This is a genomic window from Ectopseudomonas khazarica (assembly GCF_017915135.1).
Lineage (GTDB): Bacteria > Pseudomonadota > Gammaproteobacteria > Pseudomonadales > Pseudomonadaceae > Aquipseudomonas > Aquipseudomonas khazarica.
The window spans coordinates 1,776,062-1,791,770 of record NZ_CP068551.1 but is presented as its reverse complement, the minus strand read 5'-3'; the positions used below and the strand labels follow the sequence as shown (position 1 = coordinate 1,791,770).

The window sequence follows — 15,709 nt, the reverse complement described above, 5'->3', positions numbered from 1 at the left end:
TACGACCGTTTCTGACGCGCCTGACACCGACTCTGATAGTCGTGTGTGCCTAACGTGGCTTCCGCTAGCCCGGAGCCCATTGGTACCACATGAAAAGAATGCTCATTAACGCGACTCAGCCCGAAGAGTTGCGTGTTGCCCTGGTAGATGGCCAAAAACTCTACGATCTGGACATCGAGTCCGGTGCCCGCGAACAGAAGAAGGCCAACATCTACAAAGGCCGCATCACCCGCGTCGAACCCAGCCTTGAAGCCGCCTTCGTCGATTTCGGTTCCGAACGCCACGGCTTCCTTCCCCTCAAAGAAATCTCTCGCGAATACTTCTCCAAGGCCCCTGAAGGCGGCCGCGTCAACATCAAGGACGTACTCAAGGAAGGCCAGGAAGTCATCGTCCAGGTCGAGAAGGAAGAACGCGGCAACAAGGGCGCGGCCCTGACCACCTTCATCAGCCTGGCCGGCCGCTACCTGGTCCTGATGCCGAACAACCCGCGCGCAGGTGGCATCAGCCGTCGCATCGAAGGCGAAGAGCGCAACGAACTGCGTGAAGCGCTCAATGGCCTCGACGCTCCGGCCGACATGGGCCTGATCGTGCGCACCGCCGGCCTGGGCCGCTCCAGCGAAGAAATGCAGTGGGACCTCGATTACCTGCTGCAACTGTGGAGCGCCATCAAGGAAGCCTCCACCAGCCGCCCTGCCCCGTTCCTGATCTACCAGGAATCCAACGTCATCATCCGCGCCATCCGCGACTACCTGCGCCAGGACATCGGCGAAGTGCTGGTCGACAGCGTCGAAGCCCAGGAAGAAGCCCTGTCCTTCATCCAGCAGGTGATGCCGCAGTACGCCAGCAAGATCAAGCTGTACGAAGACAGCGTGCCGCTGTTCAACCGCTTCCAGATCGAAAGCCAGATCGAAACCGCCTTCCAGCGTGAAGTGAAGCTGCCGTCCGGCGGTTCCATCGTCATCGACCCGACCGAAGCCCTGGTGTCCATCGACATCAACTCGGCGCGCGCCACCAAAGGCAGCGACATCGAAGAAACCGCCCTGCAGACCAACCTGGAAGCGGCCGAGGAAATCGCCCGCCAGCTGCGCCTGCGTGACATCGGCGGCCTGATCGTCATCGACTTCATCGACATGACCCCGGCGAAGAACCAGCGCGCCGTGGAAGAGAAAGTGCGCGAAGCCCTGGAAGCCGACCGCGCCCGCGTTCAGGTTGGCCGCATCTCGCGCTTCGGCCTGCTGGAAATGTCTCGTCAGCGCCTGCGTCCGTCCCTCGGCGAGACCAGCGGCATCGTTTGCCCACGCTGCAACGGTCAAGGCATCATCCGCGACGTCGAATCCCTGTCGCTGGCCATCCTGCGCCTGATCGAAGAAGAAGCGCTGAAGGATCGCACCGCCGAAGTCCGCGCCCAGGTACCGATCCCGGTCGCCGCCTTCCTGCTCAACGAGAAGCGCAACTCGATCACCAAGATCGAACTGCGTACCCGCGCGCGCATCGTGATTCTGCCGAACGATCACCTGGAAACGCCGCACTTTGAAGTCCAGCGCCTGCGTGACGACAGTCCGGAAGCCCTGAGCAGCCAGACCAGCTACGAAATCGCCGCCACCACCGAGGCCGAGGACGCAGCCGCCCACCCCGCCGCCGCCACCCGCACCCTGGTTCGCCAGGAAGCCGCGATCAAGGCCGCACCGCGCAGCAACGCGCCGGTCGCCGCCGAGCCGCAGGCGCAGGCGCCGCTGGCCCCCGTCAGCGCACCGGAGCCGAGCCTGTTCAAGGGCCTGGTGAAGTCGCTGGTCAGCCTGTTCGCCGGCAAGGAAGAAGAAGTCCAGCCGGCGGTGGTCGAGAAGAAGAGCAAGGAGCGTCCGCCGCGCGAAGAGCGTCGCAACGGTCGCCAGCAGAGCCGTAACCGCGGCGGTCGCCGTGGTGACGACGAGCGCAAGCCTCGTGAAGAGCGCGCTCCGCGTGAAGAGCGTCAGGCCCGCGAGCCCCGTGAAGAGCGCCAGCCGCGCGAAGAGCGTGCTCCGCGTGAAGAACGCGCACCGCGCGAAGGCCAGGAGAACCGTCGCGAGCGCAAGCCGCGCGAAGAGCGTGCCCCGCGTGAAGAGCGCGTGCGCGAACTGCGCGAGCCGCTGGACGCTGGCAACGAGCAACGCGACGAGCAGCGCGCCGAGCGCCAGCCACGCGGCGAGCGCCAGGAGCGTCAGCGTCCGCCACGCGAGGAGCGTCAGCCGCGCGCCGAGCAGGCCGAGGCCGTACAGGACGAAGCGCTGCCGAACGAAGAGCAGCTGCAAGACGACGAGCAGGGTAACGCTGAAGGCGAGCGCCCGCGTCGTCGCTCTCGCGGTCAGCGTCGCCGCAGCAACCGTCGCGAGCGTCAGCGTGATGCCGATGGCAACCTGATCGAGAGCGCCGAGAACAGCGAAGCCGCTGGCAACGACGCCCAGGCCGCCCCCCCGGTCGCAGTCGCCACTGCCGCTGCGGTCGTAGCAGAAAGCGTCGACAGCAGCGAAGCCGTCGCCAGCGAAGCGCCGGCCACTGAAGCGCCAGCAGTCGAGGCCGTCGAGGCTGAAGCGCCGGCTGCACAGCCGGTCGAGGCGCCAGCCGAAGCCCCAGCGAGCGACGTGGTCGAGAGCGCTGTGGTCGCCGAAGCGGCGGTCGAGGCAGCCCCTGCTGCTGCAGCCGAAGAGCCGGCAGCCGTCGAAGCACCTGCTGTCGAGCCGGTTGCACAGCCCGAGCCGGTCGTCGAAGCCGCCCAGGAACCTGCTCCGGCAGTAGCCGAAGAAGTCGCTCCGGCAGCGGAAGCAGTCCCGGCCAATGCCACCGGCCGTGCCTCGAACGACCCGCGCGAAGTGCGTCGTCGTCAGCGCGAAGCCGAGCGCCTGGCCCGTGAAGCCGCCGAAGCTGCCGCCGCCGCACCGGTCGAGCAGAACGAGCCGGTAGTCGCGGAAAGCGCCCCGGTTGAAGAGCCGAGCGCCACTGCAAGCGAAAGCGAAGAGGCAGCCCCTGCCGTCGAGCCGAGCGCTGAAGCAGCCCCTGCTGCCAGCGAGCAGGTTGCGAGCGAAGCGGTAGAACAGGCACAGCCGGAAGAAGAAGCGGCCGCAGAGAAGGAGGAGATCAAACCTCAGGTTTGATCCTCCGGCGGTACGCAAAAAGGGGATGCCTAGGCATCCCCTTTTTCATGTCCGCTTTCCGTCACCGCGAGTGAAGTGCCTGGAGCCGCGCGTGCTCCCGGAGCGCATCAGAGAACGTTGGGTTCGATTTCCAGGGCGACGCCGAATCGCGCCAGCACATCACCCTGGATGCGCTGCGCCAGGGCCAGCAGTTGCGCGCCCGTGGCACGGCCATGGTTGACCAGCACCAACGCCTGCAGGCGATGCACTGCGGCATCCCCGTCACGAAAGCCCTTCCACCCTGCCCGCTCGATCAGCCAGCCGGCCGCCAGCTTGACCAGGCCATCGCCCGCCGGATAGCTGACCAGATCGGCGTGCTGCGCACGAATGCGCTCGGCCAGCTCGAACGACACCACCGGGTTCTTGAAGAAGCTGCCGGCGTTGCCCAGCTCGGCCGGATCCGGCAGTTTCTCGCTGCGAATGGCGCAGATCGCCCGACTGACATCGCTCGCCGTCGGCGCCTCGACCCCCATTTCGACCAGGCGCTGACGCACCGGGCCATAGTCCAGACGCAGCGCGGCCTGGCGAGCCAGGCGAAAACGAACGCGCAGGATCAACCAGCGCCCGGCCTCACGCTTGAACAGGCTGTCGCGGTAGGCAAAGGCACACTCCTCCAGCGCGAACTCGCGCAGCTCGCCGCTGTGGCGATCCAGCGCGGTCAGCCCGGCGAACAGGTCCTTGACCTCCACGCCATAGGCACCGATGTTCTGCATCGGTGCAGCACCGACGGTGCCGGGAATCAGGCTGAGGTTCTCCAGGCCGCTGAAGCCCTGCGCCAGGCTCCACTGCACGAACGGATGCCAGGGTTCGCCGGCCTCGGCCTCGACCAGCACCTGCTCGCCAGCATCGTCGAGAACCCGCAGGCCACGACTGGCCATACGCAGCACCAGCGCCTCGACATCGCCCGTCAGCAGCAGGTTGCTGCCACCGCCGACCACCAGCAGGGGCAGGCCCCGTTGTTCGGCCAGGCTCAGCGCCTCGCGCACCTCGGCATCGTCATGCGCCTCGGCGAACAGCCGCGCACGCACATCGACGCCGAAACTGTTGAACGGCTTGAGCGACATGTCGCTCTGCAGGTTGAGTGTCACAGACGCCCCTTGATCTCGATCAGCAATGCATCGCTGGCCTGCTCGATCAGGTCCAGCACCTGCTCGAAGCCATCCTCACCGCCGTAGTACGGGTCCGGCACCTCGTCCAGGGCCAGGTCGAAACGACGCAGGTACAGATCGAGGTCGGCACGGGCGCCGGCCGGACGCAGCGCCTGCAGATTGCGCAGGTTGCTCTGGTCCATGGCCAGGATCAGATCGAAGCGCTGGAAGTCCGCGGCCTCGACCTGGCGTGCACGTTGCGCCGACAGGTCATAGCCGCGACGCTGCGCCGCCTGGCGGGTGCGGCTGTCCGGCGCCTTGCCCACGTGCCAGTCACCGGTTCCGGCGGAGTCCACCTGCACCTGCCCTTCCAGACCGGCTGCGCGCAGCTTGTGACGGAAGACGCCTTCGGCGGTGGGCGAGCGGCAGATGTTGCCCAGGCAAACGAAGAGAACCTTCATCAGGCCCCCAGCAGGTGACGAACCCGTTCCAGGTCTTCGGCGGTATCCACGCCGGCGGCCGGCGCTTCGAGGGCATCGGCGACATGGATCCGCACGCCGTTGTAGAGCGCGCGCAGCTGCTCCAGGCACTCGGTGTCTTCCAGCCAGCACGGGCCCCAGGCGACGAAGTCATGCAGAAAACCGGCACGGTAGGCGTAGATACCGATGTGGCGGCGGTACGGCACGCCTTGCGGCAGCACGTCGCGGCTCCTGGCGAAGGCATCGCGCGCCCAGGCCAGCGGCGCACGGCTGAAGGTCAGGGCCAGACCGTTCTTGTCGGCCACCACCTTGACCACATTGGGGTTGAACAGCGCCGCGACGTCCTCGATCGGCTCCGCCAGCGTGGCGATGCCGGCTTGCGGATTGGCCGCCAGGTTGGCCGCCACCTGATCGATGATCAGCGGCGGAATCAGCGGTTCGTCGCCCTGCACGTTGACCACGATGGCATCGGCGGACAATCCGAGCTGGGTGGCGACCTCGGCCAGGCGGTCGGTACCGGAGTTGTGATCCTCGCGGGTCAGCAGCACCTCGGCGCCGAACGCGGTACAGGCCTCGACGATGCGGGCGTCGTCGGTGGCGATCACCACCCGGCTGGCCGAACTCTTCCGCGCCTGCTCCCAGACATGCTGGACCATGGGCTTGCCGGCGATGTCCTGCAGCGGCTTGCCTGGCAGGCGGGTGGAGGCGTAACGGGCGGGAATGACGACAGTGAAGGCAGCGCTCATTTACTTGTCCAGACGCTCGTCAGTGGTCAGGGTACGGGCTTCGCTCTCCAGCATCACCGGAATGCCGTCGCGAATCGGGTAGGCCACGCCGGCGCCCTTGCTGATCAGTTCGGTCTTGTCTTCGGAGAGCTGCAGCGGGCCCTTGCAGATCGGGCAGGCGAGGATATCGAGCAGTTTGAGGTCCATGACGCAGTCCTTGGATGGGGTTACGAAGACCCCGGTATGAGACGGGTCAGCTCCGCATCCAGCCAGTCGACGAAGGCCTGCGTGGGCACGGCATCGACAGCCAGATACCACCAGTCGGCGGCGGCGAAGGCCCGGCATTTCACCGCATCCTTCTCCGTCATCAGCAGCGGCAGCGATGGCTCGAAGCTGAGCTGCGCCAGATCGTACTGGGCATGGTCGGCGAAGGGGTGCGGAACCGGCCGCCAGTTTAGCGCTTCGAGGGTGTTGAAGAAACGCTGCGGATTGCCGATGCCGGCCACTGCGTGCACCACCTGTCCCGCCGGAAAATGCTCGAGCGCGACGCGCTCGCCGCTGGCCAGGTTGACCAGCGCACTGGGCTGCAGCTGGAACGCGTAGCCGTCGGCGCGATCCGCCTCGGCGCCGTTGTACAGCACCGCATCGACCGCCTGCAGACGCTCGGCAGGCTCGCGCAGCGGCCCCGCCGGCAGGCAGCGGCGATTGCCCAGGCCACGTGCGGCATCGATCAGCACCAGCTCCAGGTCGCGCGCCAGGCGATAGTGCTGCAGGCCATCGTCGCAGAGGATCAGGTCCAGCGGCTCCTCGGCCAGCAGCGCCCGCACCGCACGACTGCGGTCCGGGTCGATCATCAGCGGCACATCCGTGCGCTGCACGATCAACAGCGGCTCGTCACCAGCCTGCGCCGCAGGCTGCTCGGCACGCACACGCCAGGGCAGGCTCGGCGGCGTGGCGCCATAGCCACGGCTGACCACACCGACCCTGAGGCCGCGAGCCCGGCAATGTTCGATGAGAAAGAGGATCAGCGGGGTCTTGCCGGTGCCGCCGACGGTGACGTTGCCCACCACCAGTACCGGCACCGGGGCGCGATAGATGTCACCCTCGCCCGCCAGGAAACGCGCGCGCTTGCCCTGCACCACGCGGCGGTACAGCCACTCCAGCGGGCGCAGCAGCGCCAGCGCCGGGTGGCCGCGGTACCAGGCCTCGAGCAAGCGATCGGCGGCGCTCAATCAGGGCGCTTCCTGTGCTTCCACCGTGGTCATGCGCAGGTGTGCGAAGCCCAGCTTGCCGGCGGCATCCATGGCCGTGATCACCGCCTGATGCGGGGTCTTGCCATCGGCGCTGATGATCAGCGGCAGGCTGTTGTCACCGTCGGACTCTTTCTGCAGCGCCGCCATCAGGTTGCTCAGGTTGCTTTCCAGCAGGGCCTTGCCGTTAACCGAGTAGGCGCCGTCGGCAGCGATCAGCACTTCGACCTGCTTGAGCTCGGTCTGCTCCGGTGGCGTGCCACTGACCGCCTCGGGCAGGTCGACCTTGAGCTGGGTCTCACGGGTGAAGGTGGTGGTGACCACGAAGAACAGCAGCAGGATGAACACCACGTCGATCAACGAGGCCAGGTTGATCTCGACGTTCTCCCGCGGTTTGCGCCGGAATTTCACGCCTTGCCCTCGCCCAGGTCGACGTCACGGTCACCTTGCACCATCTCCACCAGCTTGATCGCCTCCTGCTCCATGCCCACCACCAGCTCGTCGACACGACGTTGCAGGTAGCGGTGGAAGAACAGCGCCGGGATCGCCACGATCAGGCCTGCTGCAGTGGTGATCAGCGCCTTGGAGATACCGCCGGCGAGCATCGGCGCATTGGCCATGCCCGCGCCCATGAAGGAGCTGAAGATTTCGATCATGCCCAGCACGGTACCGAGCAGGCCGAGCAACGGTGCGATGCCGGCGATGGTGCCGAGGGCATTGAGGTAGCGCTCCAGATCATGAATGACGCGGGCGGCAGCCTCTTCGATGCACTCTTTCATGATCTCGCGACCATGCTTGGAGTTGGCCAGGCCAGCAGCCAGGATCTGCCCGAGCGGCGAATGCTCACGCAGCTCCTTGAGCTTCTGGTTGTTCAGTTTCTTGTCCTTGATCCAGCGCCATACCTGGGCCAGCAGATTGGCCGGCGTGACGCGGGCGGGCCGCAGGGTCCACAGGCGCTCGGCAACGATACCGGCAGCAGCGATGGAACAGAGAATGATCGGCAGCATCATCCAGCCGCCAGCTTTGACCAGTTCCCACACGGTAGAGATTCCCCCTCGAAAAAGTGGCGCCACTCTAGCATAGGGTGGGTCACCCGCCGACCGCCGCCGTTCTCATTTTTCCCGCCAGAAGCGTGCCTCGCTTCGCAACCCGCGCGGTGCGAGCCACTTGCCCAGGCGTAGATGCAGCGCACCGGTATACGCGGTGTCATGCACCGCCACGCCCGCCGCCCGGTAACGTGCCAGCACCTGCGGGTGCGGATGGCCGAAAGCATTGTGCCGGCTGCGCGTGATCAGCACGTGCTGCGGCCCGACCGCGTCGATGAAGGGCTGGCTGGAGGAACTGCGGCTGCCGTGGTGCGGAGCCAGCAGCCAGTGCGACGCCAGCGGGAAGCCCGATTGCACCAGTTCCTGTTCGGCCGCGGCATCGATGTCGCCGGTCAACAGCAAGCGCTCCCCCCCAGCCTCCACCTGCAAGACGCAGGAACGCGGGTTGCCTGGCGCCGCCTGCGGCCATTGCCACAACCTGAAGGTCACGCCATCCCACTGCCAGCTGCGCCCGGACTCGCAGGCCTCGGCAGCCAGGCTTCGCGCGAGACGCGCCGGCTCGCCACTGATGACCCGCGCCACCGGCATGCCAGCCGCCACGGCCGTCGCCCCTCCGGCATGATCGTTGTCGGCGTGGCTGACCAGCAGCAGGTCGAGCCGTCGGAGGTTCAGCGCGCGCAGCGACGGCAGGACGATACGTTCGCCGCTGTCGAAGTCACCGAAGCGCGGCCCGGCGTCGTACAGCAGGCTGTGCTCGCGGGTCCGCACCAGAACCGACAAGCCCTGGCCGACATCCAGGACCCAGACGTCGGCCTGCCCGTCCTCGGGTCCTTGCGCCGGTACCAGCAGCGCGGGCAGCAGCAACGCCAGCCCCGGCAAGCGCAGCGGCACGCCGGCAGGCAGCAACAGCAACGCGGCCCCCAGCGCCGCCAACGACCAGACCCACCACGGCAACTCGCTGGGCAGCCAGGCGGGCAACCAGCCGGCGATCAGTCCGAGCAGCGCGAAGAGCAGCTGCAATGCCCCGCCGGCCAGCCACAGCAAGCCCTCGCCGAGCAGAGGTACCGGCAACAGCAGCGTACCGAACAGCGCCAGCGGCACCACCACCAGTCCTACCCAGGGCACGGCGAGCAGATTGGCCAGAGGCCCGCTGCTGCTGACCGGCAGCCCGAGGATCAACATCATCGGCAACAGGCCGATCGCCGTGGTCCATTGCGCACGCGTCAGCCCGCGCCACCAGCCCCATGCCCCCAGCCGCCCGGCAAAGGCCAGCGCAAGCACGGCGACCGCCGAGAACGACAGCCAGAAGCCCGGCTGCAGGGAAGCCAGCGGCTCCAGCAACAGCACCACCAGCAGGGCCGCCAACAGCGGCCAGGCAGGGCCCAGGTGACGAAAGCGCAGGCGCCACAACAGCACCAGGGCAACCATCACGCAGGCCCTGCGCACCGGCACCTCGAACCCGGCCAGCAGGCCATAGATCAGCGCGCCGCCCAGGGCCAGCGCGCAGGCGCAAGGCAACCACGGCAGACGCTGCGGCCAGGAACCGAGCCTGGCCAGCAGCGCCACCAGGCCATAGAGGAAACCGGACAGCAGGGCGATGTGCTGCCCGGAGATGACCATCAGGTGCACGGTGCCGGTGTGCTGCAACAGACGCCAGTCCTCCGCCGTCAGGCCGGAGCCATCGCCGAGCACCAGTGCGGCGATGCCGCCCTGCCGTCCCCAGGCGGGCACCGCCAGCAGGCGCTGGCGCAGGGCGTCGCGCCAGCCGCCCAGGTCAGTGGCTGGGGCCAGGCGCTCACCCGCCTTGATCGTCCCGGTGGCGCCGATGCGCTGGGCCAGCAGCCAGGCTTCGTAATCGAAACGCTGCGGATTGACCAGGCCATGGGGACGCTTGAGATTGACTGCCAGACGCCAACGCTCGCCGGCCAGCACCGGAGGCCCGCCATACCAGGCCAGGCGCATCCTGGCGGGCAGTTCGGCACGCCGTGAACGGGCGTCCTGCAACTGGAAGCGAAGCACACCGTCGGCCGCTTCCGGCAAGCCGACCACCTGCCCTTCCAGCCACAGGGTGCGCCCATCCAGCGCCACGCCCAGGCGATCATCCAGTGCCCATTGCGCGGAGCAGCAGGCCCAGGCCAGCCCCAGCAGGAAGAAGCCCAGGGGATAGCCCCGCGAGAACAGCAGCGCGAGCGCGCAACCGGCCATGAGCAGCAGCACCGCGGCGGACGGCAGGCCCGGCAGAAAGCGCAACGCCAGCAAACCCAGGGCCAGCGCCAACATCCCTGTACGCATCGAGCCTCCCTGCCCGTCGAGCTCAGCCGAGCGCATCCGGCGCTCAACTTAGGTCACAATATGGAAACGCTGACGATGACGAATCCGTGCATAATATCGGCGCTTTTGCCTGCCCAGAGACTCTTCATGCCGCGTCGTTTATTCAAGCGCTACTTGCCCAACCCCGACAGTATCAAGGGTAACAAGTCCCTGCGCTTTCTCGGCAAGCTCATCCACGACCCCAATCTCTGGCACCTCAACCGCCATTCGGTCGCCCGTGGCATGGCCATCGGCCTGTTCTGGGCGATGATCCCCATGCCCATGCAGATGCTGGCCGCCGCTGCGGTGGCGATTCCCCTGCGGGCGAACCTGCCCATTTCCATCGGCCTGGTCTGGCTGACCAACCCGATCACCATGCCGCCGGTGTTCTACTGCACCTACAAGTTCGGCGCCTGGCTGAGCAACTCACCCGCCGTGCGCATGCCCAGCCACCTCAGCCTGGAGTGGATCACTGCCGAGCTGTCGATGCTGTGGAAACCGTTGCTGTTGGGCTCCTTCGTGGCGGGCCTGATCCTCGCCGTACTCGGTTACGTGCTGACCATGGCGTACTGGCGCTGGTGGGTGCAGCGCAGCTGGCGCAAACGCCAGGAACGTCGCCGCCTGCAGCAGTAACCTCAACCAGGCGCAGCATGGCGCCAGGAGACGGATACGCATGAACGAGCCGGGCTTTCGCATACGACGTCTGAGCGGCCTGGGCGTGGAGATCGTCGAGGCCGACTCCGACCGCAGCTTCGCACGCCATATCCACGAACAGTTCGGCATCGGCCAGATCCTCCAGGGCGCCCAGCGCTCGGCCAGCGGCCGGGGCCAGGTACAGGCGCAAGCCGGCGACCTGATCTCGCTCAACCCCGGTGAAGTCCACGATGGCGCACCACTGGGTGGCAACGCCCGGCGCTGGCGGATGCTGTACTTCGAGCCCGAGCGGATCGCCCAGGCCTTCGCCGACATGGCCAGTGACGGCGGCCCGACGCCCAGCGAACTGGCCTATCCGGTGCTGCGCAAGCGCCAGGCCAGCCATGCCTTCGCGGCGCTGTACCGGGCCATCGCCCAGCCAGGCATGCCAGCGGCGCAACTGGCCGGCGAGCAGACCCTGCCGGTGCTGCTCGCGCACCTTCTGGAACAGCGTCCGGGCAAGCCTCTGGCCGCCGGAAACGGTGCCAGCCGAGCCAAGACGCTGATCGACGACGACCCCATGGCACCCCTGACGCTGGCGCTGCTGGCGGAACAGGCGCAGCTCAGCCGCTTCCAGCTGGTGCGCGCCTTCTCCCGCCTGACTGGACTGACGCCCCACGCCTACCTGCTGCAACGACGCCTGCTCAAGGCGCGCCAGCTGGTAGCCGCCGGCCTGCCACTGGCCGAGGCTGCGGCCACTGCGGGCTTTGCCGACCAGAGCCACATGAGCCGCCACTTCGTGCGCTGCTTCGGCTTCACCCCAGGACTGTACGCCCGCCCAGGACGCTGAGCCCCCCTGCAATTTCGTTCAAGATCGTCCGGAACACGACTCGACAGACTGCGGGCTCACTCGTCACAGGGAAAGCCCCATGCACAGCCACGATCGCAACACAGGCCCGAACGACCAGGGAGGGCCTGCGGCATGAGTCTCGAATTTCTTCTCACCTCGCTGCTGGTGGTGGCCTCACCAGGTACCGGCGTGGTCTACACCATCGCCGCCGGCCTGGCACAGGGCTGGCGCGCCAGCCTGGTAGCGGCCTTCGGCTGCACCCTGGGCTGCGCGCCACATGCCTTGGCCGCCGTCAGCGGGCTGGCCGCCCTGCTCTACGCCAGCCCCCTGGCGCTGCAAGCACTCAGTTACGGCGGCGCGCTCTACCTGTTGTGGATGGCCTGGGGCATGTTGCGTGAACAGGGTCCGCTGCGGCTGCAGGCGCATCAGGGCGCACGCTCGAACGCCACGCTGATACGCTCAGGCGTCGCGCTCAATCTGCTCAACCCCAAGCTGTCGATCTTCTTCCTGGCGTTCCTGCCGCAGTTCCTCGAGCCTGGCCAGGCGCATGCCATGCAGCACCTGCTGACACTCAGCGGGCTGTTCATGGCAGTGACCTTCGCCGTATTCAGCGTCTACGGGCTGTTCGCCGCAGCGCTGCGCCAGCACCTGCTGCAGCGCCCGGCGGTGCTGCGCACGCTGCGCTACCTGTTCGCCGTCGCCTTCGCCGTGCTGGCGCTGCACCTGGCCGGGTGGTGGTGAGACAGCCTCACTCGTAGCGCAGGGCTTCGGCCGGCTGCACCTGGGCGGCGCGCCAGGAGGGATAGAGCGTGGCAAGGAAGCTGAGCAGCAGCGCGGCGGAACAGATCAGCGCCACGTCCAGCCACTGCAACTCCGAAGGCAGGCTGCTGATGAAATACACGTCGGAACTCAGCACCTGCTGCCCGGCGAAGGATTCCAGCCAGGCCACCAGCGCACTGACGTTCAGTGCGGCCAGCACGCCGAACACGGTGCCGAACAGGGTTCCGACCAGGCCGATCACCGAACCCTGCACCATGAAGATCGCCATGATCTGCCGTGGCGTGGCGCCCAGCGTACGCAGGATGGCGATATCGCCGCCCTTGTCGGCGACCACCATGATCAGCGTGGCGATGATGTTGAACGCCGCCACGGCGACGATCAGCAGCAACAGCAGGCCGATCATGGTCTTCTCCATCTTCATCGCGCTGAACAGGCTGCCCTGGGTGTGGGTCCAGTCATCGGCGCGGTAGCCACTGCCCAGCTCGGCCACCAGTGCCTTGGACACCTGCGGCGCCTGGTAGAGGTCCTTCAGCGCCAGGCGGATACCCGGCACCGTGCCCTCCGGCAGGCGCTGCATGCTGGCGGCATCGGCGACGTTGATCAGCGCCAGCGAGCTGTCCAGCTCGGCGCCGACCTTGAAGATCGCCGCCACGTTCAGACGCTGCATGCGCGGCGTGACGCCACCCGGTGCGCTGCTCAGCTCGGGAATGATCAGCGTCAGCTTGTCGCCGACCTGCAAGCCGAAACGGCGCGCGGTGATATCACCGATCACCACGCCGAACTCGCCGGGCTGCAGGTTGTTCAGGCTGCCCTGGCGGATGTGGCCGGGCAGGATCGACACCTTGCCCTCCTGCGCCGGATCGATGCCGTGAATCTGGATTGGTTGCATCACCCCACGGTGCGAGAGCATGCCCTCCAGCTCGGCATAGGGCGCAGCAGCCAGCACCTGCGGATTGGCCATGGTCTTGTCCGCCAGCGCCTGCCAGTCGGCCACCGGCTGCTCACCGTAGAGCATGGCGTGCGGCACCATGCCGAGGATGCGCGAGCTCATTTCCCGCTGGAAGCCGTTCATCACCGAGAGCACCACGATCATCGCCAGGACACCCAGGCCCAGGCCGATCATCGAGGTCAGCGAAATGAAGGAGATGAAATGATTGCGGCGCTTGGCCCGTGTGTAGCGAGCGCCGATGAAGATACTCAGCGGACGAAACATCAGATGCTCACCAGTTTGCCGTCCTGCAGGCTCAGCACGCGATCCATCTGCCGGGCCAGCTGCATGTCGTGGGTCACCACCAGGAACGCGGTGTTGGAGTCGCGGCTCAGCTCGCGCATCAGCTCCTGGATACCTTCGGCGGTGTGCTGGTCGAGGTTGCCGGTGGGCTCGTCGAGCAGCACCAGGCCCGGACGGTTGACCAGCGCACGGGCAATCGCCACACGCTGGCGCTCGCCGCCGGACAGTTCGGCCGGCTTGTGATTGAGGCGATGGCCCAGACCGACGCGTTCGAGCAGCTGGGTAGCACGCTCACGCGCCTCGGCGATCGGCGTCTTGCCGATCAGCAGCGGCATGCAGGCGTTCTCCAGTGCGGTGAACTCCGCCAGCAGGTGGTGAAACTGGTAGACGAAGCCCAGGGCGCGATTGCGCAACAGGCCGCGTGCCGTCTCGCTCAGTGCTGACAGCTGCTCGCCGGCCAGCCAGACGCTGCCCTCGCTCGGCGTATCCAGGCCACCGAGCATGTTCAGCAGGGTGCTCTTGCCCGAACCGGAGCTGCCGACGATGGCGACGCGTTCACCGGCCAGCAGCTCCAGCTCCAGACCATCGAGCACGACCACCGACTCGGGGCCCTCGTCGTAGCGCTTGCTCAGGTTGCGGCAGCTGAGCACGGCATTTTGCTGTTTCATGGCGTTCTGACTCATGGACTCACTCATAACGCAGGGCCTCGGCGGGCTGGGTACGCGCGGCGCGCCAGGCCGGATACAGGGTGGCGAAGAAGCTCAGCAGCAGCGCCGCGGCACAGACCATGACCACGTCGGCGCTCTGCAGCTGCGAAGGCAGGTAATCGATGAAATAGACATCGGCGTTGAGAAACTTGATGCCCAGCAGCTTCTCGATGGCAGCGATCAGGCTGCTGACGTTGAGTGCGGCGACGATGCCCAGTAGGGCACCGATGAGGGTGCCGACCACGCCGATGACCGTGCCCTGGACCATGAAGATGGCCATGATCTGCCGTGGCGTGGCACCGAGGGTGCGCAGGATGGCGATGTCGGCCTTCTTGTCGCTCACCACCATCACCAGGGTGGAGATGATGTTGAACGCGGCCACCGCGACGATCAGCAGCAACAACAGGCCGATCATGGTCTTCTCCATGCGGATCGCCTGGTAGAGGTTGCCGTGGGTGCGGGTCCAGTCGCGTGCATAGAAATCGCCGTCGAGGGTCTGGGCGATCTCCCACGCGCTGCGTGGCGCCTGGAACAGATCATCGAACTTCAGGCGCAGACCCTGCACCTGGCCGGGCTGCCAGCGGTGCAGGCGGGCCAGGTCACTGATGTTGGCCAGCGCCAGCGCGCCGTCGATCTCACCGGCGCCGACATGGAAGATACCGGTGATGGTGAAGCGCTTCAGGCGCGGGAACATGCCGGCTGGCGTGACCGTCACCTCGGGCGCGACGAAGGTGATCTTGTCCCCCAGTTTCACCCCCAGCTTGGCCGCCGCCTTGTCGCCGATGACCATGGCGAAATCGCCGGGGCGCAGGCTGTCCAGGCTGCCCTGCTGGAAGAAGCCGTCGATGATCGACACCTTGCGTTCCTGCTCGGGGTCGATGGCATTGATCAGCACCTTCTGCACCTTGCCGTCATGCGTCAGCAGGCCCTGCATCTGGGTGAAAGGCGCCAGCGCCTCGACCCGCGGATGCTGCTTGACCTGGCTCGCCAGGGCCTGCCAGTCGCTGACCGGCGTCGCCGACTCGATGGTGGCATGGGGGATCATGCCGAGTACGCGCGTACGCATCTCATGGTCGAAGCCATTCATCACCGACAGCACCAGGATCATCACCATCACCCCGAGGGTGAGGCCGAGCATGGACGTCAGGGAGATGAAGGAGACGAAGTGGTTGCGTCGCTTGGCCCGCGTGTAACGCGTACCGATGAATACGAACAGAGGTCTGAACATGTCGGAGAGATTCGGGAGAAAGAAAAACGTCCTTGTGGCGGGGCCTGATCAGCGGCCTTACACTCAGAAACAAGTCAAAGTCCGCTGCGCAACGAGCCTGCTGCGTTGAAGTCGACTCGGGGCGCCGGTTTACCCAAGTAAACGGCACGACCTCGGCGACTCTCGCCTTGCATGCATCCAGCTCGCGAGACTTTCAACAGGGTCTTCGACCACCA

At 66.7% G+C, this 15,709-nt stretch carries 15 protein-coding genes; 4 read left to right on the top strand and 11 right to left on the bottom strand.

The features are described from left to right. Positions 1-89 precede the first annotated feature (89 nt). The gene (gene rne, locus JLK41_RS08360) at positions 90-3,128 is read left to right on the top strand and encodes a ribonuclease E (RefSeq protein WP_210390753.1); all 3,039 of its coding nucleotides are present in this window, start codon (positions 90-92) and stop codon (positions 3,126-3,128) included. A 107-nt stretch (positions 3,129-3,235) separates the two neighbouring features. Here rne and murB read toward each other — a convergent pair whose 3' ends face one another. The 8 genes from murB to JLK41_RS08320 form a co-directional block, all read right to left on the bottom strand. Beyond that, a complete protein-coding gene (murB, locus tag JLK41_RS08355; RefSeq protein WP_210390752.1) occupies positions 3,236-4,255 on the bottom strand; it encodes a UDP-N-acetylmuramate dehydrogenase in 1,020 nt (339 codons plus the stop codon). Beyond that, the gene (locus JLK41_RS08350) at positions 4,252-4,716 is read right to left on the bottom strand and encodes a low molecular weight protein-tyrosine-phosphatase (protein ID WP_134676230.1); all 465 of its coding nucleotides are present in this window, start codon (positions 4,714-4,716) and stop codon (positions 4,252-4,254) included. The genes murB and JLK41_RS08350 overlap by 4 nt, the downstream gene beginning before the upstream one ends. Next, entirely contained in the window at positions 4,716-5,480 is a 765-nt protein-coding gene (gene kdsB, locus JLK41_RS08345) for a 3-deoxy-manno-octulosonate cytidylyltransferase (RefSeq protein ID WP_210390751.1), read from the bottom strand. The genes JLK41_RS08350 and kdsB overlap by 1 nt, the downstream gene beginning before the upstream one ends. After that, entirely contained in the window at positions 5,481-5,666 is a 186-nt protein-coding gene (locus tag JLK41_RS08340) for a Trm112 family protein (RefSeq protein ID WP_003245207.1), read from the bottom strand. Between the two features lie 20 nt (positions 5,667-5,686). After that, complete coding sequence (gene lpxK, locus JLK41_RS08335) at positions 5,687-6,691, bottom strand: tetraacyldisaccharide 4'-kinase (protein WP_210390750.1); 1,005 nt, start codon at positions 6,689-6,691, stop codon at positions 5,687-5,689. Next, on the bottom strand, positions 6,692-7,120 hold the full coding sequence (locus JLK41_RS08330) for an ExbD/TolR family protein (RefSeq protein ID WP_037048577.1): 429 nt from the start codon (positions 7,118-7,120) through the stop codon (positions 6,692-6,694). Beyond that, positions 7,117-7,749, bottom strand: coding sequence for a MotA/TolQ/ExbB proton channel family protein (locus JLK41_RS08325; RefSeq protein ID WP_037048580.1), 633 nt, complete (start codon positions 7,747-7,749; stop codon positions 7,117-7,119). The genes JLK41_RS08330 and JLK41_RS08325 overlap by 4 nt, the downstream gene beginning before the upstream one ends. A gap of 72 nt (positions 7,750-7,821) precedes the next feature. Next, complete coding sequence (locus JLK41_RS08320; protein ID WP_210391203.1) at positions 7,822-10,035, bottom strand: DNA internalization-related competence protein ComEC/Rec2; 2,214 nt, start codon at positions 10,033-10,035, stop codon at positions 7,822-7,824. Between the two features lie 138 nt (positions 10,036-10,173). Between JLK41_RS08320 and JLK41_RS08315 the strand changes: the two genes are divergently transcribed. The 3 genes from JLK41_RS08315 to JLK41_RS08305 all read left to right on the top strand — a co-directional run bounded on the left by JLK41_RS08315 (position 10,174) and on the right by JLK41_RS08305 (position 12,289). After that, entirely contained in the window at positions 10,174-10,698 is a 525-nt protein-coding gene (locus tag JLK41_RS08315) for a DUF2062 domain-containing protein (protein WP_150608886.1), read from the top strand. Positions 10,699-10,738: 40 nt separating this feature from the next. After that, positions 10,739-11,548 (top strand): AraC family transcriptional regulator, encoded by an 810-nt coding sequence (locus JLK41_RS08310; RefSeq protein WP_150608884.1) that lies wholly within the window; start codon positions 10,739-10,741, stop codon positions 11,546-11,548. A 132-nt stretch (positions 11,549-11,680) separates the two neighbouring features. Continuing rightward, complete coding sequence (locus JLK41_RS08305) at positions 11,681-12,289, top strand: LysE family translocator (RefSeq protein ID WP_210390749.1); 609 nt, start codon at positions 11,681-11,683, stop codon at positions 12,287-12,289. Between the two features lie 7 nt (positions 12,290-12,296). Here the strand turns inward: JLK41_RS08305 and JLK41_RS08300 are convergent, their stop codons facing one another. The 3 genes from JLK41_RS08300 to JLK41_RS08290 are packed head-to-tail and all read right to left on the bottom strand — an operon-like array spanning position 12,297 to position 15,494. Then, complete coding sequence (locus tag JLK41_RS08300; protein ID WP_210390748.1) at positions 12,297-13,541, bottom strand: lipoprotein-releasing ABC transporter permease subunit; 1,245 nt, start codon at positions 13,539-13,541, stop codon at positions 12,297-12,299. Next, positions 13,541-14,227 carry a lipoprotein-releasing ABC transporter ATP-binding protein LolD gene (lolD, locus tag JLK41_RS08295; RefSeq protein WP_371923236.1) on the bottom strand — a complete coding sequence of 229 codons (687 nt, stop codon included), beginning with the start codon at positions 14,225-14,227 and terminating at the stop codon, positions 13,541-13,543. The genes JLK41_RS08300 and lolD overlap by 1 nt, the downstream gene beginning before the upstream one ends. Before the next feature lie 19 nt (positions 14,228-14,246). Beyond that, entirely contained in the window at positions 14,247-15,494 is a 1,248-nt protein-coding gene (locus JLK41_RS08290) for a lipoprotein-releasing ABC transporter permease subunit (protein ID WP_047589830.1), read from the bottom strand. Positions 15,495-15,709 lie beyond the last annotated feature (215 nt).

Coding starts and splice junctions, on each gene's coding strand:
- rne (WP_210390753.1), top strand. CDS start 90: ATGAAAAGAATGCTCATTAACGCGACTCAGCCCGAAGAGTTGCGTGTT.
- JLK41_RS08350 (WP_134676230.1), bottom strand. CDS start 4,716: ATGAAGGTTCTCTTCGTTTGCCTGGGCAACATCTGCCGCTCGCCCACC.
- kdsB (WP_210390751.1), bottom strand. CDS start 5,480: ATGAGCGCTGCCTTCACTGTCGTCATTCCCGCCCGTTACGCCTCCACC.
- JLK41_RS08340 (WP_003245207.1), bottom strand. CDS start 5,666: ATGGACCTCAAACTGCTCGATATCCTCGCCTGCCCGATCTGCAAGGGC.
- JLK41_RS08320 (WP_210391203.1), bottom strand. CDS start 10,035: ATGTTGGCGCTGGCCCTGGGTTTGCTGGCGTTGCGCTTTCTGCCGGGC.
- JLK41_RS08315 (WP_150608886.1), top strand. CDS start 10,174: ATGCCGCGTCGTTTATTCAAGCGCTACTTGCCCAACCCCGACAGTATC.
- JLK41_RS08310 (WP_150608884.1), top strand. CDS start 10,739: ATGAACGAGCCGGGCTTTCGCATACGACGTCTGAGCGGCCTGGGCGTG.
- JLK41_RS08305 (WP_210390749.1), top strand. CDS start 11,681: ATGAGTCTCGAATTTCTTCTCACCTCGCTGCTGGTGGTGGCCTCACCA.
- JLK41_RS08300 (WP_210390748.1), bottom strand. CDS start 13,541: ATGTTTCGTCCGCTGAGTATCTTCATCGGCGCTCGCTACACACGGGCC.
- lolD (WP_371923236.1), bottom strand. CDS start 14,227: ATGAAACAGCAAAATGCCGTGCTCAGCTGCCGCAACCTGAGCAAGCGC.
- JLK41_RS08290 (WP_047589830.1), bottom strand. CDS start 15,494: ATGTTCAGACCTCTGTTCGTATTCATCGGTACGCGTTACACGCGGGCC.